The organism is Pectobacterium punjabense (assembly GCF_012427845.1).
GTDB lineage: Bacteria > Pseudomonadota > Gammaproteobacteria > Enterobacterales > Enterobacteriaceae > Pectobacterium > Pectobacterium punjabense.
This window is the reverse complement of record NZ_CP038498.1, coordinates 3912131-3938027: the sequence shown is the minus strand read 5'-3', so window position 1 is coordinate 3938027 and position 25897 is coordinate 3912131. Positions and strand designations below refer to the sequence as shown.

Below are 25897 nucleotides of genomic sequence, written 5' to 3'. Positions count from 1 at the left end.
GTTTACTCGCGTTCGATGAATCAGAATCCGGTGCTTAGGCGCCGGATTTTTTTTGTCCGTCAGAAGAGGGAAACACCCGCGCGCAGAGGAAATCCACCAGTGCCCGTACTTTTGGTGACGGATGTTTGCTGGCAGGCCACAGCACATGGAAGACGCCGCTGCGTTCCACATAGTTGCTTAGGATCGGCTGTAGCAGTCCCTTGGCCAGCGGTTCGCGGATAGAGAAATCCGGCAGATAGGCGATCCCCAGTCCTTGTAATGCAAAACAGAGGCGCGTTTCGATGTTGTTGCAGATCATCGACGTGGGCAACGGCAATTCGGGTTCATCGGGATCAAGCCGCAACGCCCAAGGTTCCAGCTTGCCACTGCTGGGAAAGCGGTAGTGCAGGCAAGTGTGTTGCAGCAGATCAGCAGGCTGCTGGGGTGTGCCGTGTTGGGCAAGATAGTCTGGCGCGGCGACCAGCAGAAAACGGAAAATACCCAGCTTGCGTGCCGTGAGGCGTGAATCAACCGGCTCGCCCGTCCGCACAACGGCATCAAAACCTTCCTCAATCACATCTACCATGCGATCGGAGAAGTCCAAGTCCAGTTCGATTTCAGGATAGTCGCGCATGAAATCGCCGAGTATGGGCAGCATCAGCGGGCTAACCAGCGGCAGGCTGACTCGTAGACGTCCGCGTGGTACGGCTTTGCCCTGAGACAGTTCCCGCTCTGCGGCCTCAATTTCGGCCAGAATACGTCGGCTACGCGCTAGAAATAGTGAGCCTTCAGCCGTCAGTGTGATGCTGCGCGTACTGCGGTGAAACAGTCTCACGCCCAGCTTTTCTTCGAGCCGTGCAATGCTTTTCCCCACCGCAGAGGCTGACACGCCAAGTAACCGGCCTGCCGCAACGAAGCTGCGCGTTTCGGCCACCTGTACAAACACCACAAAGCCATTCAGGCTGTCCATATTACTCCTCCATTACGGATGTTTTTTTCCGTATATCTAGGAACTGTAGCCTACTTTTTCTTTAATTGTCGATTTTCTATCGTACCGGGAACGCTCATTAATGAAAGGAACATGTCGTGATAACTCCCTTATTTCCCCCGCGTACCGATTCGCCGACAACGCATCTCTCTGCTCGAATTCAGACAGTCGTTCAACAAGCATTGGACGAGCGGCGTTTGGTTGGTACCGTCGTGCTGGTCGCGCATAACGGCGCATTGATTCATCAGCAGGCTGCCGGATGGGCTGACCGGGAGAAGGCTCGCCCGATGACGCTGGACGCCATCTTCCGGTTGGCTTCGGTAAGCAAACCCATCGTGTCCGTGGCAGTGCTGGTGCTGGTGGCGCAAGGTCGGCTCGATCTGGATGAGGATATTACTCGCTGGATGCCAACGTTCCAGCCCCGGCTGCCCGATGGTTGCCCCTCGCGTATCACGGTGCGACAGCTGCTCAGCCACACAGCAGGTTTGGGCTATCGCTTTTTCGAGGATCATGCGGATGGCCCCTACGCGCGAGCGGGAGTTTCAGACGGTATGGATGCCTCTGGCATTACTCTGGATGAGAACCTGAGTCGCATCGCCAGCGTGCCGTTGTTGTATGTGCCGGGAACGGCCTGGGGTTATTCGCTGGCAACAGACGTACTGGGAGCCTTGATTGAACGCATCCACGGTTCGTCACTGGATGAGGCGATTCGCCAATTGGTGACCGACCCGCTGGGTATGCATGATACTGGATTCGTTGTTCGTGCTCCTTTGCGCCTGACCACCGCTTATGTGAACGACACCCCAGAACCGCATCGCCTGACTGAAGGCGAGATGGTTTCTCCCTTCGAGGGGGCAATCGGTATTGCGTATAGCCCCGCTCGTATCTTTGATGCACAGGCCTTTCCGTCAGGTGGTGCTGGCATGGTGGGGAGCGCGTGGGATCTGCTACGCCTGCTGGAAGCGTTGCGCAAAGGAGAGGGGGTACCACTGCCTGATGCGCTGATTGAGGAGATGGGACGCGATCAGACTCAGGGTCTGGAATTGCCCAACGCACCGGGCTGCGGTTTCGGCCTTGGTTTTTCCGTCTTGCGCGATCCGCAGTTAGCCGAGTCACCGGAATCGTCAGGCACCTGGCGCTGGGGCGGTGCCTACGGCCATTCATGGTTTGTCGATCGAACGCAAGGTTTGAGCGTGGTGGCGTTCACCAACACGATGTACGAGGGGATGTCAGGGCGCTTTGTTACCGATCTGCGTGATGCCGTGTATGGCGAGTTGGAGGCTGTACGATGACTGCCTCAATGACGGCTACACAGCGTGATAGCTTACCGATTGCCTCACTCTTGGCGTTAGCTACTGCGGCCTTCATCACCATCCTGACCGAAGCACTGCCTGCGGGCCTGTTGCCACAAATGGCGCAAGGTCTGGCGGTGTCCGAAGCTTGGGTTGGGCAAACCGTCACGATCTATGCCGTGGGGTCTCTGGTGGCTGCGATCCCGTTGACCGCAGCGACGCAAGGTGTACGTCGCCGCCAGTTGCTATTGGCGGCCATCGGAGGTTTTGTTATCGCCAATACGATTACGGCGTTTTCCGGCAGCTATATGCTGACGATGGCCGCGCGTTTTCTGGCAGGAGTTTCCGCTGGGCTGCTATGGGCGCTACTGGCAGGCTACGCGGCGCGTATGGTGCCTGAACATCAGAAGGGACGCGCTATTGCGATAGCGATGGTGGGTACGCCATTGGCGTTATCGCTCGGCGTACCGGCGGGAACTTTTGTTGGCAATCTGATCGGCTGGCGCATGTGTTTCGGCATGATTAGTGTTTTGGCCGTCATACTCATGGTGTGGGTGCGCATTCAAGTACCCGATTTTGCCGGGCAGCCAGCAGGTAAACGGCTTTCGCTGGGGCAGGTTTTCACCCTCGCAGGCGTGCGATCGGTACTCGTCGTCGTGTTGGCCTTTGTGCTGGCGCATAACATTCTCTACACCTATATCGCGCCGTTTCTCGCGGCGGTGGGTATGGTCGCACAGACCGATCTGGTACTGTTGGTGTTCGGTGTTACCTCATTGCTGGGCATCTGGATCGTCGGTGTACTGATCGACGGCTATTTGCGAGCCTTGACGCTTGGCTGTTCGGCACTGTTCTGCCTGTCCGCCGTGGTGCTTGGCGTAGCGGGGGATGTGCCAGTGGTGGTTTATGTCGCTGTGGCAGTCTGGGGACTTGCTTTTGGTGGCGTGCCAACCTTGTTCCAAACGGCCATGGTCAACACCGCGGAGAAGGAAGCCGATGTCGCGCAGTCTATGCTGGTCACCGCCTGGAATATGGCGATCGCCGGGGGCGGTATCATCGGCGGTGTTTTGCTGGAGCACATCGGTGTTGCCGCATTTTCTCCAGCAATGTTCGTCTTGTTACTGGTGACACTGATTGTGGTGTGGTTCGCCAGACCACACGGTTTCCCTACGGCACGGCGGTAAGGTGCCGGATTTTTTGTTCACGTGAGCCTGCGATGAATCAACCTATTTTCCTGTTTCGTCTGGCTGCAATGTTTATGGGGAGCGCCACGGCGTAAATTGGCTAAAATGTGCATGATGTTTGGTATGATAGTCACCAACGACGAGCAACAGGCTATGCTTACAATGTCACCAGTACTCAACGATAGCGGGAGTTTTGATATGGCGATTCTTCCAATGTCATATAGTCCCGCCACTATGGCGCGGGAATATCGGAAAATTGGCGAAACGAGTGTGAACGGTCGCGCGGTGGATATTTATATCCATAACGAGCGGCATCATGCCGTTGCTATATACGGAGAACCTGATGACGTTAACGGAGATTTACGGCATGTTGTCGTCGCAAAGATTGACCTAAAATCTCGTCACAGCAATGATGAAACCGAAACTATTTTGGCGGTTATCGGTTATTACGAAAATCTGCAACTGGTAGGTGACAGTCTTGCTCAGGTTGAAGGTGTGATTGTCACTAAACGTGAACGAAACGCCAATGTCGCGAGCGCCATGTATAAGGCGCTCATTAATGACGGCATTGTGCTGGTGAGTGATAACGTTCAATTCCCAGGTGGGAAAGCGTTGTGGGCACGTATGGCGCGTAAAGAAGTGGGTATTCAGGTATTTGTATTCGACTCAGAACAGCGTGCGTTTTGGCCGTATGACGGAGAACGAATCCGATATGATGGCCGTAGTATTCCCGAAAGCGATATCTGGAGCCTTGCTCCGAATGAATCGCGAAAAGGGGTTGTGCTGGTGGCTGAACGTAAACGAGGTGAATCCGTAACCTGATGTCATTTTGCGCCTACTGCTACGATGAATCATAATCCGGCACCGTAAGGTGCCGGATTTTTTTGCCGGGCGCTTCGCAGAATGCGCGCTCCGTCCGTTTATTTTTAGCCGCGTCAATTACAATCAAACCTCAAAAAAGAAACGATGTTTTGTTTTTGAGGTTATGATGAATCTGAATACCTTACGCTCCTCTGTCTGGTTATTGGCGGCGTTGCTAGCCAGCCCTTCACTGATGGCGAACGATATGAACCCTTCTCCTCAAATAGCGGCGGATCAGGCGGTGACGGATGAAGGTCTGCCTTCATTTTATCCGCAGCTTAAGCAGCAGATGACCTACTCTGATTCCTGGCTATCTGGAAACTTTACGGATTTTAGTCAGTGGCAATCCCAGTCGAGAAAAACGCTGCGTTCGCTGCTTCTGACACCGGATTCCACCAAAGACTTTGCGCCGCAGGCGATTGAAAAACAGGATCGTGGCAGCTACACGGCAGAAAAGGTCGCTTTTAATCTCACCGATGAAAGCCGCGTAGACGCGTTGCTCCTGACGCCAAAAAGCGCGGGGCCGCATCCTGCGGTCATCCTGCTGCACGATCACGGCGCGAAGTTTGATATCGGCAAAGAGAAGATGATCAAGCCATGGGGCAATGACGAACAGCTTGCTTCCGCACAGGCGTGGGCCGATAAGTTCTTCACGGGGCGCTTTGTCGGCGATGAGCTGGCGAAGCGAGGCTATGTGGTGCTGGCCGTAGATGCGTTAGGTTGGGGATCGCGTGGGCCGATCAAATATGAACAGCAGCAGGCGCTGGCGAGTAATTTCTTTAATCTGGGACGCTCGCTCGCGGGTCTGATGGCCTACGAAGATATGCGGGCGACGGATTTTCTGGCATCGCTTGAGCAGGTCGATAAGCAACGTATTGGTGTCGTTGGCTTTTCGATGGGGGCCTATCGTGCCTGGCAGCTCGCTGCGCTATCCGACAAGGTAGCGGCAACGGCAGCGGTGTCTTGGATTGGTACGTACGACGGTCTGATGACGCCGGGCAATAACGTGTTGAGAGGCCAGTCAGCATTCTATATGTTGCATCCGGGGCAACCGACACGCTTTGATTTCCCCGATGTGGCGAGTGTCGCCGCGCCAAAACCGATGCTGTTATTTAACGGCGGCAAAGACAAACTGTTCCCGACGAAATCGGTCGAAGATGCTTATGCCAAAATGCATGAAGTGTGGCAATCCCAACGGGCGGACAACAAGTTGCAAACCAAGATCTGGCCTGAGTTAGGGCATGTTTTCTATCAGGAACAGCAAGAAGAAGTTTTTAGCTTTCTGGAACAATGGCTGAAACCCTAGCCGTCAGTGCCTGAATTGTAATATGTTTTTTGATAACATCAGCTTACTGATGCATTATTCGCCTCTGCGTGCTGTAGCATTCAGGGGCTTTTTAATTTTACAGGGATGAGGTGATGAAGAAATATCTGGGCATTATCATGATGGTGCTATGGCTGTCGGGTTGTAATGGCGAAGAAACACTTAGCGAGGGGAAATATCTGGTTGAGGACGTTCGCGTTGTGTTTGATAACAGTAAAAATCCTGAAGCTAATAAAAACAGAGATGATCTTCAGGAACATATTACGCAAAGTCTTAAACACATTAAAAACGACATCTATTTTAACCTGACACCAACTCAGGTGAGTTACTACAGTGTGGATGGCGAACATACCGAGGACATAAAAGAGAACCGAGTACAGGTAAACGGTTCGTGGCATACGCTAAAAATTACCGGGAAAAATACGGTTCAGTTCGTATCGGATAAAAGCGCTGCCTGCGGGTTTTATTACTGTGAAATCATCATGGTCTTGAAAAAGACGGAAACGCAGTCCCCCGATTTACTCAAAATCCAGCAGCGTTTTGACGATAGCAAAAAAGCCTATCAGGCGTGGCTTCTTGAAGAGAAAGAAATATTTAACCGCACGCCGATGGACGATTTCCCTGGTATCCCTTTTTATCCTGAAGACGACTTTACGATTAAGCTGCCGTTTGCCATGTTCGACAAGCTGAGTTTGTGGGAGCACGGGACTTATATTCGCAGGATGGGACGCCTGCTTATCGACCGGGAAAATAAAGACACGCAGATCTATTCCTATCGGGATAAGCAGAATAAAACTGACTTTGACCTGTTTACCGTGAGCGCGGCAAAAGAGGATTTTAATCTCGCATCGTGGCTGGAAGGGCAAAAGGGCGTGTTGTTCCAGTCGGAAAACGGCGCGGCATACGATAATCGACAGGGCACATTGGAAGCGGTCTATTTTCAATATGATGAGGCTAAGCAGCGCTATTTTATTGGGTTAGCGAATGCTGAAGACACCGAATCGCTAGCCAAGGCATTTGCCGTACTGCGTACGATGGATGAACGCTATCGTGGCAAGCAGGCACTGTCGATGTACGATCTGGCATTATCTCCACAGGCGCTGGAAGCGAAGTATGGTGTAAAGATTGCTGATACATTTAATATCGCAGAAATGCATCAGCAGATATGGAAGGACATAAATAAAAATCTGGAAAAGCCCGAACGTTTTATCGATCGGGGAATGAAACGTATACGGATAAGATTCCCGTCAGAAGTCTTTATGTATGACATTTATTTTCAGGTCTCTCCCCAGTCAATCCCTGAACTTATGGCTGAAACTAAGGAAATTGTTCCTGAAGGTAAACAGGTGGATGACGTCTTTATTTATGGTGATAGCGCGTTTGCCGGCTATGAATATGACGCTCATGTCGGAAATGGGCTCATATTGCAATTCTTGGTGCCGAAGGATTCAGGAACACCGCTGGAACGGTTAATGTTTCTGCATGTATTACGGCAGCTTGATATGACACATTTCCCCATGATTTCTGAGCAGGAAGGAAAAAATCTATCTAAGTATGAGCGTGCGCCACTTTTCGGATCTAACCTTGGCGATCGTTATTTCAATGTGAAAGAAGGTCTCATCGACAGCGTGGGCAATTTGATTATTGCTAGCCCTGCTGATGGCTATTTTGAGTTTAAATACAACTCACCCCATATCTTGGCGACCCGTTATAAATCAGAGGGGGAAGGGAATTATTCCAGAGTACCGGGTGTGATGGTCTTTGATGAAAAAGGAAAATTGATTTCCCATCAGAAAGACTAATCGGAGCTGACGGCGTGGTGGTTGTCGGTAATGGTATTGTGGGGAATAGCGCTGTCGATAATGATGGCTATCGACAGCGCTTCGTATCCCGTTAAAACCGCATCTTGTTAAAACATTATCTTGTTAAAACCAGCATTGTTAAAATAACAGCCCAAGCAAATAGCGTAGATCGCCGTCCTGCCGTAATGCGCAACGATCGGCGATCTGGCTGCTGTCGAGATGTGCCAGAGAACCGATGGTTTGCCGCAGTTTGGCGCGCAGATCGGTGGGACGTGCTGAGGTTTCCTGACGTGTGGTACGCTGGATCAGCATGCTGCCGTTACGCAAATGCAGGGTAACCTCATGAAAACGTGCCTCTGGGTCAAGCTCATCAGGTGGCGCGGTTTCATCGGCGCGGCGTATGACTCGACTCGCTAGCGCGGCGATCGTGGTTTCAACCGGTGCTTCCGAAAAATGCGCCAGCTTCAGTTCCCCTTCAATCAGCGCGGCCGCAATGACATATTCCAGACTGAAGCGTGCCTCTACGCCGTTGGTCGCGTTACGGATGAAAGGAGCAACGTCACCGCCCGGCGGGAAGGTCACCGTGATATGCTCGATGGCGTCAGCCAGATCGGCATCCGCCCCATTTTGCTCATGCCACCGTTCCCGCAACGCAAACGCAGCCTCGGCGGCGCTGTGGGTTCCGCCACAGGTTGGGTAGCGCTTGAACTCCAGACCGGGAGAAAGCATGCGCCACGGGGCTCCCCAGTTTTCCACCAGCAGCGCTGGTTGCTGTTTTTGATCGCCATGCGCGGCAAGAAAGGCATCAATTACCCGTTGTGGGTTGCCCTCGAAGCCCGCTAACCCCAGCTTGACGGCGGTTAATCCCGCTCTGGCAGAAAGCCCTGCATGTAGCGGTTTGACCGCGGAACCAAACTGCGCCCGTAGCCCTGCGGCCTGTGTAGCGGCCAGGCCAAGAATAGTTTGCGTTTGCTCCACCGAGGCTCCAGCCAGACGTGCCGCCGCCGCCGCAGCGGCGATAGCGCCGAGCGTAGCCGTGTTGTGATAGCCGAGGCTGTAATGACGCGGGCCGCATGCCAGCCCGATTCTGCCAGCGGCTTCTACGCCGATCACATAGGCTGTCAAAAACGCCTCTTCTGTAACGGATGCATCCTCCGCGGCAAGAGCAAATAGCGCAGGTAGAATGACGGTGCTGGGGTGGCCGCGAAACGCCGGATGATAATCGTCAAAGTCCAGTACGTGACCGGAGTAACCCAAAATCAGGCTACGCGTCAGGCTGTCCGCACCGCTGAATACCTGCTTTAACGGCGCGAGCCCGCTATCAACAATCGCACCCTGTGCGATCGGGAGCGCGGTAGAGATGAAGTCAGTCACCCCTTCACGGGCGGCATCAATCGCTTCCCGATTGGGTTCGCTATGGATGATGTGGTGGGCAAGCGTTGCGGTGATATCAGTCTGATTGGTCATGGGTAGTCATGTGTGCTGGCAGATAAAACACTAATTTACTGTGCATCGCTGAAGAGCGATTAATAACCAAACAGAATAATAAATTCCATTTGGTTATTAATGGTGGAGATCAGAAGCGGTCTTTTAGCTGCCCTGGCGTAATCCCGAATGCACGTCGCAGCGCGGTGGCAAAGTTAGCGGGACTGTTGTAGCCAGCAATGCTGGCTGCCTGAGCGATACCGATACCGTCCTTCTGCAAAGCCAGCATGGCGCGCTGCAAGCGACAGTTACGCAGGTATTCAAAAACGCTCATATTGAACGTCTGACGAAAATGGCGTTGTAGCGTGCTTTCACTCATGTTGACGCTTTTGGCGATTTCGCTCATCGAAAGATGGTCAGCGCTGCCGCTTTCCAGCATATCTCTGATTTGTTGAATACGATGGTAGCCGCGCAGGGTGACACCGCTGTTTTTCTCTTGCGCCACGCTGGCGGTTAGTGACGTAAACGCCTCGATAATCAGGCTCATGCACTGCGTTTCCAGATAAAGGCGCTGGAGCGGCGTTTGGCAAGGTTTAGCATCCAGCGTTTGTAAAGCAATCGCCAGCGCCTGTCGGGACGGTGTCCATAAGTGTGTTGCAAGATGGGTCTGCGTGAAATCGTGGATGGCCTGCCAGTCACCGACGGTGTCCATCATATTGCCGTACAGCCATTCTCTGTCGAACGTCAGCGTAATGGTTCGTTCATATTCATCACGCTTGCCGATGCGGGTAAACATCGTTGGTTCCGTCAGCGAAATCAGCGAGGCTGGCTGGCTCTCTCCCAGATGCAGTTCCTGATGGGAAAATGAAATATGCGCATTTCCGCTCACTACGATGGCGAGCTTGATCGCGCCATCCAGCAGGTTTTGGGTTTTCATGTTGTGACGATTAATCACATCAGCGGTATGTAGGATCAGATGCGGATTGAGCTGCACGACGGTGAACGAACCGAATAACACGGCTGTGTTATCGATCAGCCGAGGGCCGATAAAACGGTAATTATTCGCGACCAGACTCGATTGCTGAACGATGTGATCTTTATAGATCGGCTTTGATGACTGAGTGAAGCTGCGCACGTGATTACCTACCTGATTAAACCCTTCGACCTGCGCCTTCCATTTTGATGCTTTGGCAAAACATTTTGCTGCTAGAGCAAACCCCGTCCTGAATGACAAATGTAACAATGACCGCGCCAAAATGGTAATGCAAATACTTCTCAATAGCATTTTTCGTTGAGGAGGTCACATTGCACGATAAATGCATTTTCCATTTCCGGCAATGCGGAGAAAGAGGGCTGATTGATGACAAACAGTATTTCATAACAATGCGACGTGATGCCCCCGTTTGCATGACGCTTCTCTCCTGATAACCGTACGTCTGCGCGTTTTATCTCCGCCGTTATTCAGCACTGTTGCTGATTGTCATTAGGTGTCGCTGTACCGGCTGCGATGTTGATCCTTTTTCAGGCTACTTATTCATTTCTTACAGGGCAGGATAATTTTGATGAAACTACCACAATCGCGCCGTTATCTGGCGACGCTCATTGGCGTTAGCTGCGGGATGACGTCGTTTCTGAGTGCGGCGCAGACCTCGACCATTCCTTCAACAGAACCTGCCTCTCAGGTGCAGAATCAGGCCGAAAATAGTCCATCGGGCGATACGATGGTGGTGACGGCTGCGGAGCAAACGCGTCAGGCTCCGGGTGTGTCGGTAATCACGGCTGAGGATATCAGCAAACGTCCGCCCGCTAACGATCTGTCAGAACTGATTCGCACCATGCCAGGCGTTAATCTGTCCGGTAACTCAACTAGCGGCCAGCGTGGCAACAATCGTCAGATCGATATCCGCGGCATGGGGCCGGAAAACACGCTGATTCTGGTGGATGGTAAGCCAGTGTCAAGCCGTACGGCGGTACGTTACGGCTGGCGCGGTGAGCGTGATACCCGCGGCGATACCAACTGGGTACCTGCCGACATGGTTGAGCGCATTGAAGTGCTGCGCGGTCCTGCGGCAGCGCGCTATGGTAACGGTGCCGCAGGCGGTGTGGTCAACATCATCACCAAACAGCCGACGCAAGAATGGCACGGTACCTGGAATACTTATCTGAACGCGCCGGAACATAGCTCGGAAGGTGCAACTAAGCGTACCGATTTCAGCCTGATGGGCGGCCTGACCGATAGTCTGAGCTTCCGCCTGTTTGGTAATGTGAATAAAACCGAGGCTGATGCACGTGATATTAACCAAGGGCATCAGTCCGCGCGTGCGGGCAATCAGTCAGCTTCACTGCCTTCCGGGCGTGAAGGGGTACGCAACAAGGATATCAACGGCCTCCTGCGTTGGGATATGACGCAGCAGCAGTCGCTGGAGTTTGAGGCTGGTTCCAGCCGTCAAGGCAATATCTATGCGGGCGATTCGCAAAATACCAACACTAACCCGCTTGTCGTCAGCAATTATGGCAAGGAAACCAACCGCATGTACCGCCAGAATTTTGCGGTCACGCATCGCGGCTATTGGGACAGCGGCGTTAGCTCTACGTCGTATCTGCAATACGAACGTACGCACAATACCCGTATCCTTGAGGGACTGTCTGGCGGTTTAGAAGGGATTTTTGATACGGCCAATCCAAACCAATATGGCACGATAAAACTGGATAACTTCACTGCGCACAACGAAGTGAATATTCCTCTGAATGTCTGGGTCGATCAGGTACTCACGTTTGGGGTTGAGTGGAACGAACAGAAGATGAAGGACCCAGTTTCAAATGCGCAGGATACGGATGAAGCAGGGAGTATCGGTTCGTTAAGTAGCCGTGGTCGTAGCGAGCGATCTTCCGCCCGTCTGGCTTCTGCCTTTGTGGAAGATAACGTCCAATTGACGGACAGCACCATGCTGACGCCTGCACTGCGTGTCGATCATCACAGCACCGCGGGAACCAACTGGAGCCCGTCGCTCAATCTGGCGCAGGAGCTGGGCGACGACTATACGCTGAAGTTAGGCATCGCCCGCGCTTATAAAGCACCGAACCTGTACCAAACGAATGAGAACTATATCCTCTATAGTCGTGGTCAGGGCTGTTCCGGCGGTACTCCTTGCTACCTGATTGGCAATGAAGATCTGAAAGCGGAAACCAGCCTGAATAAAGAGATTGGTCTGGAGTTTCACCGCGATGGGTTGATCGCGGGCGTCACCTACTTCCATAACGATTATCGTAACAAGATTGAATCAGGCAACAATGTTATTGGTAATGCTGTAGGTGGAAATAATACGGGTCGCAACAACGCCAATATTTTCCAGTGGGGCAATGTACCTAAGGCCGTTATTCAAGGGCTGGAAGGTAACCTGACCGTTCCTGTTACGGAGACCATCAACTGGCGTAATAACCTGACCTGGATGCTGGAGTCGAAGAATAAAACCACGGGCGATTACTTGTCGATTACCCCGGAGTTTACTCTGAACTCATCCGTGGACTGGCAGGCGACGGAGAAACTCTCCTTCTTGGCCGATGTAACCTGGTATGGTCGTCAAAAACCGAAGATGTATAACTACAAGGGTGAGCGCGTCACCGGTAGCGCAACCAATGAGTTAAGCCCCTATGCACTGTTCGGGTTAAGCAGTACCTATACGTTTAACAAGAACCTGAGCGTGACGGGTGGCGTAGAGAACCTGTTTGATAAACGTCTGTTCCGTGCTGGTAATGCGCAGGATGTGGTGAACAATAACGTTGTCACCATTGCGGGTGCCGGTGCAGCAACCTATAACGAACCGGGACGCACCTTCTTTGTTAGCGTGAAGACGTCGTTCTAAGTTTTATCTCCGTCATACTGAATCGCGAGCGCCACGGTGCCATTGTGCCGTGGCGTTTTTTATAGCGTGCCATCACTGGTCGTCACCTTGCGTGCCGTTGCTGTTATCAGGGGCAGAAAAGGGCTTTTAAGGTGGCGACGATTTTCTCCACGTCATGATTCTCGATGCGGTAGTACAGCGTTTGAGATTCACGACGATAGCTAATCAACCCTTCCTCACGCATTTTCGCCAGATGTTGCGAGAGAGCGGACTGGCTAAGAGGGATATGCTCAAGCAGCGCACCCACTGACATTTCACCGTGTTCGATAAGCAGGCACAGCACCAGCAGCCGGTTTTCGTTGCCAATCGCGCGCAGTAGCGCCGCGGCTTTTACCGCGCCGTCCTGCATGAATTCCCGATCTGAATTGCTCAACGTCATCTTCACTCCACCCTGCGTTACTGGCTAATTTAGTGATGCCTAATGTATTGAGTTTACCATATCATTGCCGCATTCCTCCCCCGACTTGACTGATAACATCAGAGAAAAAATGCACGCTAGGGTTTTTGTTTGATGACGTTATTGGCACCGCTAGAGGAGAGTCGGGGTTCTGTTCCGCCCCATGTGAGGTGGTTACTAATGCCATTGAAAGAGACAACCGCAGGTCCGTTAAAATCCAAATCGAGATGATGTTCCGTACCCGTCACCGTCACCTTTACTGGCTTATCTTCAGTAATGATATGAGTGTGAATAGCGTTCTTATATGCGGCGACGGTCAGGTCACCGGTTGACTGGCCTGTAACGGCTATCTCGGAGCCAGTCACGGTAAGGGATGTGGCGGTATCAAATGTGACATTGTGCTCGGAACCATTGATGTAGATATTGGCACATTTCCCTGTCAGCACGATGCGGTTGCCATTGCCCGAAATAGTGACATCATTGCCATTACAAGGAATATCGCGCGTTAAAGCGAGACCCGCCAATTCGATAGGGGCGGCATAGACCGATGCGCTTAACGCCAAAAGTGTGGCAGAAACCACGCGTAGATACCGTTTCACCCTCATGGCGTCCTTCCTATTATCAATGAAGCAATCCGGCATCGTTGCCGTGGGAGCTCCTATCATCTGTTAACACTTATTCAGACTCTATTGCGAACATTCTGATTATCGCGGCGTTTTTAGACGATGCTTAATCACGTTATGTTGTTAAAAGCCCAGATATTTTATGGTTAAATCAGCATAGTTAGTGTGCGCCGTCAGGGACATGCTATTCTGCTGATGTCGGTATTTTTCAGCGATAGTGATATTTGGCACATAGCGCAGTTGAATAAAAATTAATGTTGCTATTATGTGAACGAATTAACAATCAATTCAAATCCTGATATGCTGACGAGGCTGGACCGGACACTCTACTACCTTACATCCACACGCTGACACCCAGGCATGGACACCACAATTGGGAACAAGAGCGCCGGCATAATGAAGACAATGAGAGCGAGGAGAACGTCGTGCTAGAAGAATATCGTAAGCACGTAGCCGAGCGGGCTGCGCAGGGGATTGTTCCTAAACCGTTAGATGCCACGCAGATGGCCGCGCTGGTTGAGTCACTCAAGAATCCCCCGGCAGGCGAAGAAGAAGCATTGCTTGATCTGCTGATTAACCGTGTCCCCCCCGGTGTTGATGAAGCCGCCTATGTGAAGGCCGGTTTTTTGGCTGCTGTCGCGAAAGGCGAAGCCACTTCCCCCTTGGTTAGCCAGGAAAAAGCGATCGAGCTGCTGGGTACCATGCAGGGTGGTTATAACATCCATCCGCTGATTGATGCGTTGGATAGCGACAAGCTGGCTCCGATTGCCGCTGAAGCGTTGTCCCACACGCTGCTGATGTTTGATAACTTCTATGATGTGGAAGAAAAAGCGAAAGCAGGCAATGCGCACGCCAAGAAAGTCATTCAATCCTGGGCTGATGCCGAGTGGTTCCTGTCCCGCCCGAAACTGGCGGAAAAAATTACCGTTACCGTCTTTAAAGTCACTGGTGAAACTAATACTGATGACCTGTCTCCGGCACCTGATGCCTGGTCGCGCCCTGATATTCCGCTGCACGCGTTGGCGATGCTGAAAAACGCCCGTGAAGGTATTGATCCCGATCAGCCTGGTGCAGTAGGCCCGATCAAACAGATCGAAGAACTGAACAAGAAAGGCTTCCCGCTGGCGTACGTCGGTGACGTTGTCGGTACAGGATCGTCGCGTAAATCGGCGACCAACTCTGTGCTGTGGTTCATGGGTGAAGACATTCCTCATGTTCCAAACAAGCGTGGTGGTGGTGTGGTGCTGGGCGGCAAGATTGCGCCAATCTTCTTCAACACCATGGAAGATGCAGGTGCGTTGCCGATCGAAGTCGACGTTAACGATCTGAATATGGGTGATGTGATTGACATCTATCCGTATGAAGGTGAAGTACGCCGTCATGATACCAATGAAGTACTGGCAACGTTTGCGCTGAAAACCGATGTACTGCTGGATGAAGTGCGCGCGGGGGGGCGTATCCCGCTGATCATCGGACGTGGGCTGACGTCTAAAGCGCGTGAGTCACTGGGCTTGCCGCACAGCGATGTTTTCCGTATTTCCAAAGCGGTTGAAGCCAGCAAAAAAGGCTTCTCACTGGCGCAGAAAATGGTGGGTCGTGCCTGTGGTGTCGCGGGCATTCGTCCTGACGAATACTGCGAGCCGAAAATGACCTCTGTGGGTTCACAGGATACCACTGGGCCGATGACTCGTGATGAGCTGAAAGATTTGGCTTGTCTCGGTTTCTCCGCCGATCTGGTGATGCAGTCGTTCTGTCACACTGCCGCCTATCCGAAGCCGGTTGACGTGACCACGCACCACACGCTGCCTGATTTCATCATGAACCGTGGTGGCGTATCGCTGCGTCCGGGCGATGGTGTTATCCACTCCTGGCTGAACCGTATGTTGCTGCCGGATACCGTCGGTACGGGTGGTGACTCCCATACTCGTTTCCCAATCGGTATTTCTTTCCCTGCGGGCTCCGGTCTGGTGGCGTTTGCTGCCGCGACGGGCGTGATGCCGCTGGATATGCCGGAATCCGTTCTGGTGCGCTTCAAAGGCAAAATGCAGCCGGGCATTACTCTGCGCGATCTGGTTCACGCCATCCCTCTGTATGCCATCAAGCAAGGCCTGCTGACCGTTGAGAAGAAAGGGAAGAAGAACATCTTCTCTGGCCGTATTCTGGAAATCGAAGGTCTGCCGGATCTGAAAGTCGAGCAGGCGTTTGAATTGACCGATGCCTCCGCGGAACGTTCTGCGGCTGGTTGTACGATCAAGCTGGATAAAGCGCCGATCATAGAGTATCTGAACTCTAACATCGTGCTGCTGAAGTGGATGATCTCTGAAGGTTACGGCGATCGCCGTACGCTGGAGCGCCGTATTCAGGGCATGGAAAAATGGCTGGCCGATCCACAACTGCTGGAAGCGGATGCCGATGCTGAGTATGCGGCGGTGATCGACATCGATCTGGCTGACATCAAAGAGCCGATCCTGTGTGCGCCGAACGATCCAGATGATGCGCGCTGGCTGTCTGACGTGCAGGGCGAGAAGATCGATGAAGTCTTTATCGGTTCCTGTATGACCAACATCGGACACTTCCGTGCGGCAGGTAAACTGCTGGATAGTCACAAAGGCCAGTTGCCGACCCGCCTGTGGGTTGCGCCGCCGACCAAAATGGATGCCGCGCAGCTGACAGAAGAAGGTTACTACAGCGTGTTTGGTAAGAGCGGGGCGCGTATTGAGATCCCTGGTTGTTCGCTGTGTATGGGTAACCAGGCGCGTGTGGCTGACGGTTCTACCGTGGTTTCTACCTCGACCCGTAACTTCCCGAACCGTTTGGGAACCGGTGCCAACGTGTATCTGGCCTCTGCTGAACTGGCTGCGGTTGCTTCCCTGCTGGGTCGCTTGCCGACGTCAGAAGAGTATCAGACCTACATGTCGCAGGTGGATAAAACCGCGCAGGACACCTATCGCTATCTGAATTTTGACCAGTTAGGTCAATATACCGAGAAAGCAGATGGTGTGATCTTCCAGACGACGGTCTAACTCGCTATAGTTCGCATCTCTACACCGAAGGAGGCCTTGTGCCTCCTTTTTTTCTGCCTGTTTTCATACTTCACGTTGCCTGTTCGCTGGCCGTTGGCTGCGGCATTGTGCATCTAGCAACATCAAAGGTGAAGGTGCGTCACGACGGTAGGGTGTATAGGCGACTAAACTGAACAGAAGAAACATCACAGTGAGGATGGCATCATGGACTATGAATTTTTGCGGGATGTGACGGGCCAGGTCATCGTTCGTATGTCGATGGGACATGAGGCGATCGGGCATTGGTTCAATGAAGAAGTGAAAGGCCAGCTAACGGTATTAACTGACGTTGAAGAAGCGGCGCGTTCTGTTGCTGGCAGCGAACGGCAGTGGCGGCGCGTGGGTCACGAATACACGCTGTTGCTGGATGAAGAAGAAGTGATGGTGCAGGCGAATCAGCTGTCTTTCACCACGGATGAGCTGGAAGAAGGCATGAGTTATTACGACGAAGAGAGCCTGTCGCTATGCGGCTTGGATGACTTTTTGACGCTGGTGGAAAAGTACCGCGAGTTTGTCCTGCATTGATGGTTTTAGCTACGAGATCGTTTGGTCACATGATCGTTTTTGTAAGACGGTATTATTGATAAATCGAACGTTTATAACACCACCCGCCAGACGAGTGGTGTTTTCCCCCCTGCTTATAAAGCGACACATTCTGTCGGGGTGACTGGCAGGCACGCTTTCCTGTCTTATTACCAATGATTAAGTTCCGCGATCTCATGTTCCCCTTTCCTGGCCTCCTGCACGTACCGCTTTCTCCGGTGAGAAAACTGAGATTGGAAAATAATTTGTTAACAGAACTGAAACAAGATGAAACGGTCAAATACACAAACTCGGTCATATTCGGTCATTGTGGTGCGCTGTCGCTATTTTTTCTTGATTCGGATGTCGGTAAAAAAAATGGCGTATAACGGCATTAAATGTGAAGTTAATCACAATAGTTAATGGTTGTTTTTATCTGTTTTCATTTTTATTTGATTCATATCACTTAATTGAAACTGCCAATTTTACCCCTTGTTACTCTCGCGCAGTGCACATTTTTCGATCCCTCTATCCATTACTTTATTAACACAGGAGGTCATCATGCTACCGATTGAACGTCAGCGGCGGATAATGGAAATATTAACCCTGAATAGCCGCGTGCTGGTGGCAGAATTAGTGAGTTTGTTACAGGTTTCTCAGGAAACGATTCGCCGTGATTTAGCCAGTTTAGAAAAGAAAGGTATGTTATTGCGGAGTCACGGCGGTGCAGTATTAGCGCAAAAGCACCAGGGAAATATAATAAATAATATAAATAAAAATAATGAGTATGAATTAACCTTTCACCAGCGCACGAATGAAAATATTTCGCAAAAAATGCAGATAGCTAAACGTGCGCTGGATTTTATTAGTGTGGGAGACTGCTTATTACTCGACAGTAGTACCACATGCTGGTTTCTCGCTCGACAATTACCCGATATAGAATTAACGGTAATCACTAATTCACTACGAACGGTACAGACGTTGGCACCGAAAGGGAATATTCGCACAATCTGTCTGGGTGGAGAATATTCCGATCGTGATGAAGATTTTAATGGTGTAGTGGCAGAACAGCCGTTAAAAGAGTTTTTGATTAATAAAATTTTCTTTTCCTGTAGCAGTTTGGGTAATGATGGTTATTTACGTGAAGGAAATGAAAATAAAGCACACCTGAAACAGCAGATGTTATTGGCTTCAGAAAGGAAATATTTGCTGATGGATGCGAGTAAATTTTTGCATCCTTCTTTTGCACGTATTTGCCATTACCGTGATGTGGATTTTCTTATTACCGACAAAATGGACGACAAAGATCTAACACAGGAATTGGCCTGGAACGGCGTCAATATTATTGATTGTTCGCAACGTCCCCAGTCCATGCAGTTAATTAATAACTAACAAGATCATCACCCTGGAGAGATTATGAAAAAAACATTCCTCGCCTGTACCCTCTTTGCCTTATTGAGTTCAGCCCACGCCGATGCCGCCGAGAAATTACGTATGGGCGTCGTCGTCAAAATTGGTGGTATTCCCTGGTTTAATGCAATGGAAGCGGGCATTAAAAGCGAAGCGGCCAAACTCGGTATTGATGCCTGGCAGGTTGGCCCTACTGCGGCTGACCCCGCTCTACAGGTTCGTGCCATTGAAGACTTAATCGCACAGAAAGTGGACATCATTGGCGTCGTACCGAATGACCCGAAAGTGCTGGAACCGGTTCTTAAACGTGCACAAGAGGCGGGCATTAAGGTTCTGGTGCATGAATCTCCTGGGCAGAAATATGCAGACTGGGACTTTGAGCTGGTGGATGCGCCGACCCACGGTATTAACCATATGAAAGCCTTGGCTGCCTGCATGAAAGAGGAAGGCAAATACGCCATGTATGTAGGGAGCCTGACGGTGCCTTTACATCAGGAATGGACCGATGCCGCGCTGGAATATCAAAAAACACACTATCCAAAAATGCAGTTGGTAACCGATAAGTTTGGCGTCGGTGAATCGCTGGATGGGTCTATCCGTACCAGTAACGAGCTGATGTCTAAATACCCCGATCTTAAAGGCATCATGGCCTTTGGTTCACAAGGGCCAATTGGAGCAGGACGTGCGGTGATGAACCGTAATAAAACCGATCAGATCTGCGTGATTGGTGCGTTTAGCCCTGGACAAGGTGCCACGTTGGTAAACCGGGGTGCCATCAAAGGCGGCTATATCTGGAACCCGAAAACGGCGGGCGAGGTGTTTGTTCGGTTGGCCGACATGATGCAGAAGAATCAGCCGATTACAGACGGTATGACGATTGAGGGATTGGGTAAGGTCAATGTGGATGTACAGGCGCGTACCATTCTTGGCAACAATACCGAAAGCCTTGATAAAGCCAATCTGCCAAAACTGATCGAAATGGGGCTGTAGACCAATGACGCTGACCGAACCACAGACGTTGATTGCGCTCGGCTCTGTCTCCAAGACGTTTGGCGGCAACCGCGCATTGCACGAGGTCGATCTGTCATTGGCTGTCGGGGAGGTTCACTGCCTTGCTGGTACTAATGGCTGCGGCAAAAGTACGTTGATAAAGGTGATTTCCGGCGTGTACGCGCCGGATGCCGGTAGCCAGATTTCGCTCTTTAACGGTGAGACGGCGGCGGAAGTGCAATTTCCCCGCCTGACGCCTAAGCAGGCACGCGAATTTGGGATTCAGGTGATCTATCAGGATCTGTCGCTGTTTCCCAATCTCAGCGTGGCGGAAAACATCGCGTTTGAACACAACCTGAAGGGGTTGCTTGGCTGGTATCGCGCAGGAACGCTGAGAGAAACGGCGCAGCGAGTCATTGGTGAACTGAATTTTGATCTGGATCTGGATGAAAAGGTGTCGGCGCTATCCATCGCCCAGCGCCAGCAGGTTGCCATCTGTCGCGCGCTAGTCGCGGATGCCCGACTGGTGATCATGGATGAACCGACGGCATCGTTGACGCGGACTGAAGTGAACCAACTGCTACGTACCGTGCGTTACCTGAAAGAGAAACGTATCTGTGTGGTGTTTGTCAGCCACCGTCTGGATGAGGTGCTGGAGATCTCCGATCGCGTCACTGTAATCCGTGACGGGCGGAAGATTGGAACCTGGCCTGCCAGCGAGATGGATGGTCATCGTCTGACTGAACTGATGACGGGGTTAACGCTGGATTATCAGCGTAAAACGCCAACGCTAAATCCAGATCGTACGCTACTGGAGGTGGCTGGTCTGACCCGTGCAGGTCAGTACCACGATATCAATTTCACTCTGCGCGAGGGGGAAGTGCTGGGGCTGTGTGGGCTGTTGGGCTCCGGGCGAACAGAACTGGCGCTTTCTTTATTCGGTATGACGCGTCCCGACAGCGGAAAAATCTGGCTGGATAGTAAGCCGGTGACCTTCCGTAACCACGAAGACGCGATTAAGGCGGGTATTGGCTACGTTTCTGAGGATCGTCTAACGCTGGGGCTAGTGCAGCAGCAGTCGGTTGCAGACAACATGGTGTTGACCATCCTCGATCAGCTTCGCAACCGATTCCACCTGATTGATGAGTATCGTAAAAATAAACTGATCATGAGCTGGATCGAGCAGCTAGGGGTGCGGATGGCCGATCCGCAGCAGGCGATTTCTACCTTGTCTGGGGGTAATCAACAGAAAATCGTGCTGGCGAAATGGGTGCTGACTCAGCCGAAAATCCTCATTCTGGATTCGCCCACGGTGGGGGTAGATGTGGGGGCGAAAGCCAGTATTTACGCGTTGATCCACCAACTTGCGCAGGAAGGGCTTGCCATCATTCTGATCTCTGACGAGGTGCCGGAAGTGTATTACAACTGCGACCGGATTTTACACTTTCGCAATGGTGCTATTCATGCGGAGTATCAGCCAGAACAGCTGGAACAACAGCAACTTGCCGAGGTGATCAATGCCTGATTTCTCCTTTTTCAAACCTAAGAGTAGCCAAGGATGGCTGGCCTGGGTGCTGCTTGTCGCTATCGTATTTTTCTCACTGACCAGCGATCAATTTTTGTCGATGCAAAATCTGCTCGATCTGGCGGAAAGCTATGCGGTGACAGGGATCTTCGCGCTGGGGTTGTTCGTGGTGCTGGTGACCGGGGGGATCGATATTTCGTTTGCTGCGGTGGCGTCGGTCGTGCAGTACCTGATCGCCACGCTGTTCATTCAGTTTCAATTTGATAACGCCGCGCTCAGCATTGTGCTGGCGATTGCCTGCGGCATCGTGTTTGGCATGGTCAACGCGGTGCTGATCTATTCGCTGAGAATCGTCTCGATCATTATCACGATCAGTATGCAGTCGCTGCTGTTCGGCCTCCTGATGTGGTTGACCGACGGGCGTAGCCTTTACACGCTGCCCGAATGGTGGGTCACGCTACGGCAAGTCTTGCCGTTCACGCTGGGCGGCCTGCCTTTTCAGGTGGGGCTACCGCTGGTCACGCTGCTGGTGATTACCGGGCTGACCTGGGTTCTCCTGAATAAAACGCATCTGGGGCGTCAACTCTATGCGGTTGGTGGCGATCAGGAATCCGCTCGCCGCATTGGTATTCGGGTGGGGCTAATCCATCTCTTCGCCTATGGCTATTTAGGGGCAATGGCCGCGATAGGTGGATTAGTGCAGACCTATCGTATGGGCGAGGTGGTGCCCAATGCGCTCGTGGGCGGTGAACTCGACGTGCTGGCCGCTACCGTACTCGGCGGTGCCAGCCTGATGGGCGGTAAAGGGACGGTTCTGGGGACGCTGATGGGGGTCTTTCTCATTGCCATCTTGAAAAACGGCCTGAATCTGATCGGTGTGTCGAGTTACTTCATGAATATCGTTATCGGCGTGGTGATTATGCTGGCCATCGCCGTCACACATTACAAAAAACGCAAAGAAACCGACGTCAGCTTTGTGTGACCGACCGGAGGGTCCTGATGAAACGACACATCTTCAAACCGAGCGGCGCTGACGTAGGGCTATTGTTCCTCATCGCACTGTGTTGTGCACTGTTTAGCGTGATGCTGCCCGGCCGTTTTTTTACCACCTCGACGTTCATGAGTATGGCGTTTCAGCTTCCCGAACTGGGGCTGCTGACGCTGGGTATGTTTATTGCCATTCTCAGCGGTGGACTCAACCTGTGCATTATTGCGACGGCGAACCTGACCAGCCTGTTTATCGCTTGGGTGTTGCTGCACTTTCTGCCTGAAGGGGCAGGAACGGCGATGCAACTGCTGTGGCTAGGAGTTGGTCTGCTAGGCGCATCGGTTATTGCCGTGGTGATTGGTGCGTTAACGGGCTTTATGGTCACGAAGGTGGGGGCGCACCCCATTCTGGTGACGCTGGCGAGCATGATGACGGTTAACGGAATCGGCATCTGGTTAACCAAAGGCGCGGCCGTTAGTGGAATGCCGGATGTCTTGCGCACGCTAGGGTCCGGCACGTGGCTTGGCATTCCGTTGCCGCTCTGGTTGTTTATGGCCGCCGCTGGCGCACTGGCTCTATTCCTCGGCAAAACGCGGGCAGGAAAGTGCATTTATATGGGCGGCAGCAACATTAATGCTACCTGGTTCAGCGGCATCAATACGCACCGAATGCTGATGCTGGTGTACGTCATTTCCAGCCTGATGTGCGTGTTGGCCGGGCTGGTGATGATGGCGCGTTTTAACTCGGCCCGCATGGGATACGGCGATTCTTACCTGCTGCTCACGGTGTTGGCGATCATTCTTGGCGGCACCGATCCGAACGGTGGATTTGGTCGGGTGACCGGTGTGGTGCTGTCGCTCATCGTGCTCCAGATCCTCTCCACGGGCTTTAACCTGATGAATATCAGCCAGCACTTCAGTCTGGCGATGTGGGGAGCCGTGTTGATTGTCGTTCTGGCGCTGAAATTCTTTAAAGCTCGCTACTCCGATTACCGTGCGGTGCGCCTTAGTGCCTTACGCGCCCGCACCGATCATTTAACTGAAAAAAAGGAAGTCTGATGCGTACTAAAATTTCTCCCTCGCTGATGTGCATGAATCTGATGGAGATCAAGCAGCAGTTGGCGGTCTTAAACTCGCGTGCGGATTTTTTACATGTCGATATCATGGACGGGCATTACGTGAAAAATATCACGCTGTCACCGTTCTTCATTGAACAGATTCGGCCACATACGCCGCTGGTGATAGATGTACATCTGATGGTGGAAACGCCTACGGATTTTATCGATGCGATTGCGAAGGCGGGGGCAGACTACATTTGCCCTCACGCTGAAACCATTAATCGAGATGCGTTTCGCGTGATCAATCAGATCCGCGCACTAGGCAAAAAAGTGGGGGTGGTGCTTAACCCTGCAACGCCAGTCGAATTTATCCAGCACTATATACATCTCTTGGATAAGATTACGGTGATGACGGTCGACCCAGGCTATGCCGGTCAGCCGTTCATCCCAGAAATGCTGCAAAAGATTGGGAAGCTGAAAGCGTTAAAACAGCAGCATGACTATTCTTACCTGATCGAGATCGATGGTTCTTGTAATCAGAAAACCTACAGTACGCTTCTGGCGGCGGGGGCGGAAGTCCTGATTGTGGGGACATCGGGCCTCTTCAACCTGCATGACGATCTGGCAGAATCATGGGAAACCATGACGGGACACATCGCGCAGGCTCAGCGCCTGATACAGGAGTCGGCATGACCGAATGCTGGCTGGGGATCGATATTGGCGGCACCAGTACACGGTTAATGCTGATGGATGCACAGCACCAGTGGTCGGGGTTTCGCAAGATAGCAACGGAGAGCTGGGCACAGCAGCCTGATGCGCTGGCCGCCTTGACGGAGGTGATCGCGCAGACGCTGGAACCGCAGACGGTGAATGGCGTGATGCTGGGGCTGCCGGGGATTTTGAGCCGCGACCGCCAATCTGTGCTGTCGCTGCCGTTTATTCCGGCGTTGGATGGTCAGCCAGTTGCCCAGAAGATCAGCGAACGTCTGGGTATCCCCGTGGCGATGGATAAAGACGTCAACCATCTGATGCTGTGGGATTTAATGCAGTTGAAAACGCTGCCGGACACGGCAATTGGTATTTACCTTGGTACAGGGATTGGCAATAGCCTGTGGCTCAATGGCCGTTTTTATCACGGTGAGCACGGCGGTGCGGGTGAGCTGGGGCATATACCCTGGCCGGATAATCAACAGCCTTGCCCCTGCGGTAACCTTGGCTGTGTGGAAACCCTGACGTCGGGGCACTGGTTGAAAAACTGGGCAATCCAGCAGGGGGACTCAGCCATGTCGTCACTGTTTACGCGCTGGGGAACGCACCCGGATTTACAGGCGTTTATCGATCGACTGGCGAAGGTCGTTGCGATGGAAATGAATATTTTCGATCCCGACTATCTGGTTCTTGGCGGCGGCGTGCTGTCGATGGTCGATTTTCCGCATGCGGCGCTACGCGACGGGATTTGGCAGCATTTACGCCCGCCAATGACACGAGAGAAGCTAAACATGGTGTTCAGTGAGGCGACAGACTATACCGGCTGTCGCGGGGCTTGTCTGGCAGCGGAGCGTCAATTCGGGAGAAAGGCATGAAAGGCAAGGTTTGCGTATTTGGCTCGTTCAATCTGGATATTGTGGCGGGCATGTCCCGTTTTCCGCAGCCGGGAGAGTCGCTGATTGCTCATCGCAGCATGATGGGGCCGGGCGGAAAAGGAGCGAATCAGGCGACGGCGGCGTTGCGTGCGGGCGCGCGCGTACATTACATCGGCAAAATTGGTAATGATGACTTTGGCCTGTTTGCTCGGCGTCATCTCGAAAAGACCGGCTTTGATGCCATTACGCTGTTTACCTGTAAGGAAAAACCGACGGGGAATGCGCTGATCTATGTGGCCGGCAATGATGCGGAAAATATGATCTCCGTTTATCCTGGTGCCAATTTGATGGTGACGGCGGCGGAGATCGCGCGCTGCCAGCCGACGGTCGCCGCGGCGGATATTTTATTGATTCAGTTAGAAAATAATCTGAGTGCGATTCAGCGCATTGTGGATAGCGCACAGGCGGCGAATACCTTCATCATTATGAATCCTGCTCCCTGGCAGAAAGTGAGCGACGCTTTGCTCAGTAAGATCGATCTGCTGACGCCGAATAGCACCGAAGCAACGCTGTTGACGGGCATTTCAGTCACCGATATCGATAGCGCCCAGCGTGCCGCAGCGGTGCTGCATCAAAAAGGGGTGCGACAACTGGTGATCACGCTCGGCATGCAGGGCGCGTTTTTATCCACCGGTGAGACTCAGGCGCATATCCCTGCGTTTCCTACGCAACCCAAGGACACCACGGGCGCGGGCGATGCGTTTAATGGGGCGTTGGCCGCGAGGCTGGCGGCGGGCGACACCCTGGAACAGGCGGCGCTCTTTTCCTCCGCCTATGCCTCACTTTGCGTTGAGCGCGAAGGTGCTGCGCACGCGATGCCGCGTTATGAAGAAGCGCTGGAACGGATGCAGCAGCATGCAGAGCGGTTGCATGATGTGGGAACTGCTGGTCGAATGGTGGAGACCGACCAGCAGGCCGATTAGGGA

General features: G+C 52.4%; 21 protein-coding genes. 16 read left to right on the top strand and 5 right to left on the bottom strand.

Translation table 11 applies throughout. The annotated features are described in order from the left end of the window. Nucleotides 1–34: 34 nt before the first annotated feature. Nucleotides 35–949, bottom strand: a complete 915-nt coding sequence (locus E2566_RS17880; RefSeq protein ID WP_107168007.1) for a LysR family transcriptional regulator — start codon at nucleotides 947–949, stop codon at nucleotides 35–37. 116 nt (nucleotides 950–1065) lie between these two features. Between E2566_RS17880 and E2566_RS17875 the strand changes: the two genes are divergently transcribed. From E2566_RS17875 to E2566_RS17855, 5 genes are all read left to right on the top strand, one after another. After that, on the top strand, nucleotides 1066–2259 hold the full coding sequence (locus E2566_RS17875; RefSeq protein WP_107168008.1) for a serine hydrolase domain-containing protein: 1194 nt from the start codon (nucleotides 1066–1068) through the stop codon (nucleotides 2257–2259). Continuing rightward, entirely contained in the window at nucleotides 2256–3440 is a 1185-nt protein-coding gene (locus E2566_RS17870) for an MFS transporter (RefSeq protein ID WP_205942449.1), read from the top strand. The genes E2566_RS17875 and E2566_RS17870 overlap by 4 nt, the downstream gene beginning before the upstream one ends. A 198-nt stretch (nucleotides 3441–3638) precedes the next feature. Beyond that, nucleotides 3639–4262 (top strand): hypothetical protein, encoded by a 624-nt coding sequence (locus tag E2566_RS17865; RefSeq protein WP_107168009.1) that lies wholly within the window; start codon nucleotides 3639–3641, stop codon nucleotides 4260–4262. A gap of 166 nt (nucleotides 4263–4428) precedes the next feature. Further along, nucleotides 4429–5607, top strand: coding sequence for a dienelactone hydrolase family protein (locus E2566_RS17860; protein WP_107168110.1), 1179 nt, complete (start codon nucleotides 4429–4431; stop codon nucleotides 5605–5607). A gap of 113 nt (nucleotides 5608–5720) precedes the next feature. Then, on the top strand, nucleotides 5721–7427 hold the full coding sequence (locus E2566_RS17855) for a hypothetical protein (protein ID WP_107168010.1): 1707 nt from the start codon (nucleotides 5721–5723) through the stop codon (nucleotides 7425–7427). A gap of 138 nt (nucleotides 7428–7565) precedes the next feature. Here E2566_RS17855 and E2566_RS17850 read toward each other — a convergent pair whose 3' ends face one another. Together E2566_RS17850 and E2566_RS17845 are read right to left on the bottom strand one after the other, a co-directional pair. Beyond that, nucleotides 7566–8894 (bottom strand): MmgE/PrpD family protein, encoded by a 1329-nt coding sequence (locus tag E2566_RS17850; RefSeq protein ID WP_107168011.1) that lies wholly within the window; start codon nucleotides 8892–8894, stop codon nucleotides 7566–7568. Between the two features lie 109 nt (nucleotides 8895–9003). Further along, nucleotides 9004–9987 (bottom strand): helix-turn-helix transcriptional regulator, encoded by a 984-nt coding sequence (locus tag E2566_RS17845; protein ID WP_107168012.1) that lies wholly within the window; start codon nucleotides 9985–9987, stop codon nucleotides 9004–9006. A gap of 427 nt (nucleotides 9988–10414) precedes the next feature. On the opposite strand from E2566_RS17845, the gene E2566_RS17840 reads away from it, so the two are divergent. Next, entirely contained in the window at nucleotides 10415–12715 is a 2301-nt protein-coding gene (locus tag E2566_RS17840) for a TonB-dependent siderophore receptor (RefSeq protein ID WP_107168013.1), read from the top strand. A 106-nt stretch (nucleotides 12716–12821) separates the two neighbouring features. Here the strand turns inward: E2566_RS17840 and E2566_RS17835 are convergent, their stop codons facing one another. Together E2566_RS17835 and E2566_RS17830 are read right to left on the bottom strand one after the other, a co-directional pair. After that, nucleotides 12822–13133 carry an ArsR/SmtB family transcription factor gene (locus E2566_RS17835; RefSeq protein ID WP_107168014.1) on the bottom strand — a complete coding sequence of 104 codons (312 nt, stop codon included), beginning with the start codon at nucleotides 13131–13133 and terminating at the stop codon, nucleotides 12822–12824. A 116-nt stretch (nucleotides 13134–13249) separates the two neighbouring features. Continuing rightward, complete coding sequence (locus tag E2566_RS17830; protein ID WP_107168111.1) at nucleotides 13250–13756, bottom strand: DUF3060 domain-containing protein; 507 nt, start codon at nucleotides 13754–13756, stop codon at nucleotides 13250–13252. Nucleotides 13757–14199: 443 nt separating this feature from the next. On the opposite strand from E2566_RS17830, the gene acnB reads away from it, so the two are divergent. The 10 genes from acnB to E2566_RS17780 all read left to right on the top strand — a co-directional run bounded on the left by acnB (nucleotide 14200) and on the right by E2566_RS17780 (nucleotide 25894). Further along, the gene (acnB, locus tag E2566_RS17825; RefSeq protein WP_107168015.1) at nucleotides 14200–16797 is read left to right on the top strand and encodes a bifunctional aconitate hydratase 2/2-methylisocitrate dehydratase; all 2598 of its coding nucleotides are present in this window, start codon (nucleotides 14200–14202) and stop codon (nucleotides 16795–16797) included. Between the two features lie 204 nt (nucleotides 16798–17001). Further along, complete coding sequence (gene yacL / locus E2566_RS17820) at nucleotides 17002–17361, top strand: protein YacL (protein WP_025919395.1); 360 nt, start codon at nucleotides 17002–17004, stop codon at nucleotides 17359–17361. Nucleotides 17362–17919: 558 nt separating this feature from the next. Continuing rightward, complete coding sequence (locus tag E2566_RS17815; protein WP_107168017.1) at nucleotides 17920–18750, top strand: DeoR/GlpR family DNA-binding transcription regulator; 831 nt, start codon at nucleotides 17920–17922, stop codon at nucleotides 18748–18750. Nucleotides 18751–18774: 24 nt separating this feature from the next. Beyond that, nucleotides 18775–19758: a substrate-binding domain-containing protein gene (locus tag E2566_RS17810; RefSeq protein WP_107168018.1), complete on the top strand. Its 984-nt coding sequence runs from the start codon at nucleotides 18775–18777 to the stop codon at nucleotides 19756–19758. Between the two features lie 4 nt (nucleotides 19759–19762). Then, on the top strand, nucleotides 19763–21283 hold the full coding sequence (locus E2566_RS17805; protein WP_107168019.1) for a sugar ABC transporter ATP-binding protein: 1521 nt from the start codon (nucleotides 19763–19765) through the stop codon (nucleotides 21281–21283). Further along, nucleotides 21276–22265 (top strand): ABC transporter permease, encoded by a 990-nt coding sequence (locus E2566_RS17800; RefSeq protein ID WP_107168020.1) that lies wholly within the window; start codon nucleotides 21276–21278, stop codon nucleotides 22263–22265. The genes E2566_RS17805 and E2566_RS17800 overlap by 8 nt, the downstream gene beginning before the upstream one ends. Nucleotides 22266–22282: 17 nt before the next feature. After that, nucleotides 22283–23329 (top strand): ABC transporter permease, encoded by a 1047-nt coding sequence (locus E2566_RS17795; RefSeq protein ID WP_107168021.1) that lies wholly within the window; start codon nucleotides 22283–22285, stop codon nucleotides 23327–23329. Next, on the top strand, nucleotides 23329–24021 hold the full coding sequence (gene alsE / locus E2566_RS17790; protein ID WP_107168022.1) for a D-allulose 6-phosphate 3-epimerase: 693 nt from the start codon (nucleotides 23329–23331) through the stop codon (nucleotides 24019–24021). Before E2566_RS17795 ends, alsE begins: the two co-directional genes overlap by 1 nt. Continuing rightward, the gene (gene alsK, locus E2566_RS17785; RefSeq protein ID WP_107168023.1) at nucleotides 24018–24911 is read left to right on the top strand and encodes an allose kinase; all 894 of its coding nucleotides are present in this window, start codon (nucleotides 24018–24020) and stop codon (nucleotides 24909–24911) included. The genes alsE and alsK overlap by 4 nt, the downstream gene beginning before the upstream one ends. Then, the gene (locus E2566_RS17780; protein WP_107168024.1) at nucleotides 24908–25894 is read left to right on the top strand and encodes a ribokinase; all 987 of its coding nucleotides are present in this window, start codon (nucleotides 24908–24910) and stop codon (nucleotides 25892–25894) included. Before alsK ends, E2566_RS17780 begins: the two co-directional genes overlap by 4 nt. Nucleotides 25895–25897 lie beyond the last annotated feature (3 nt).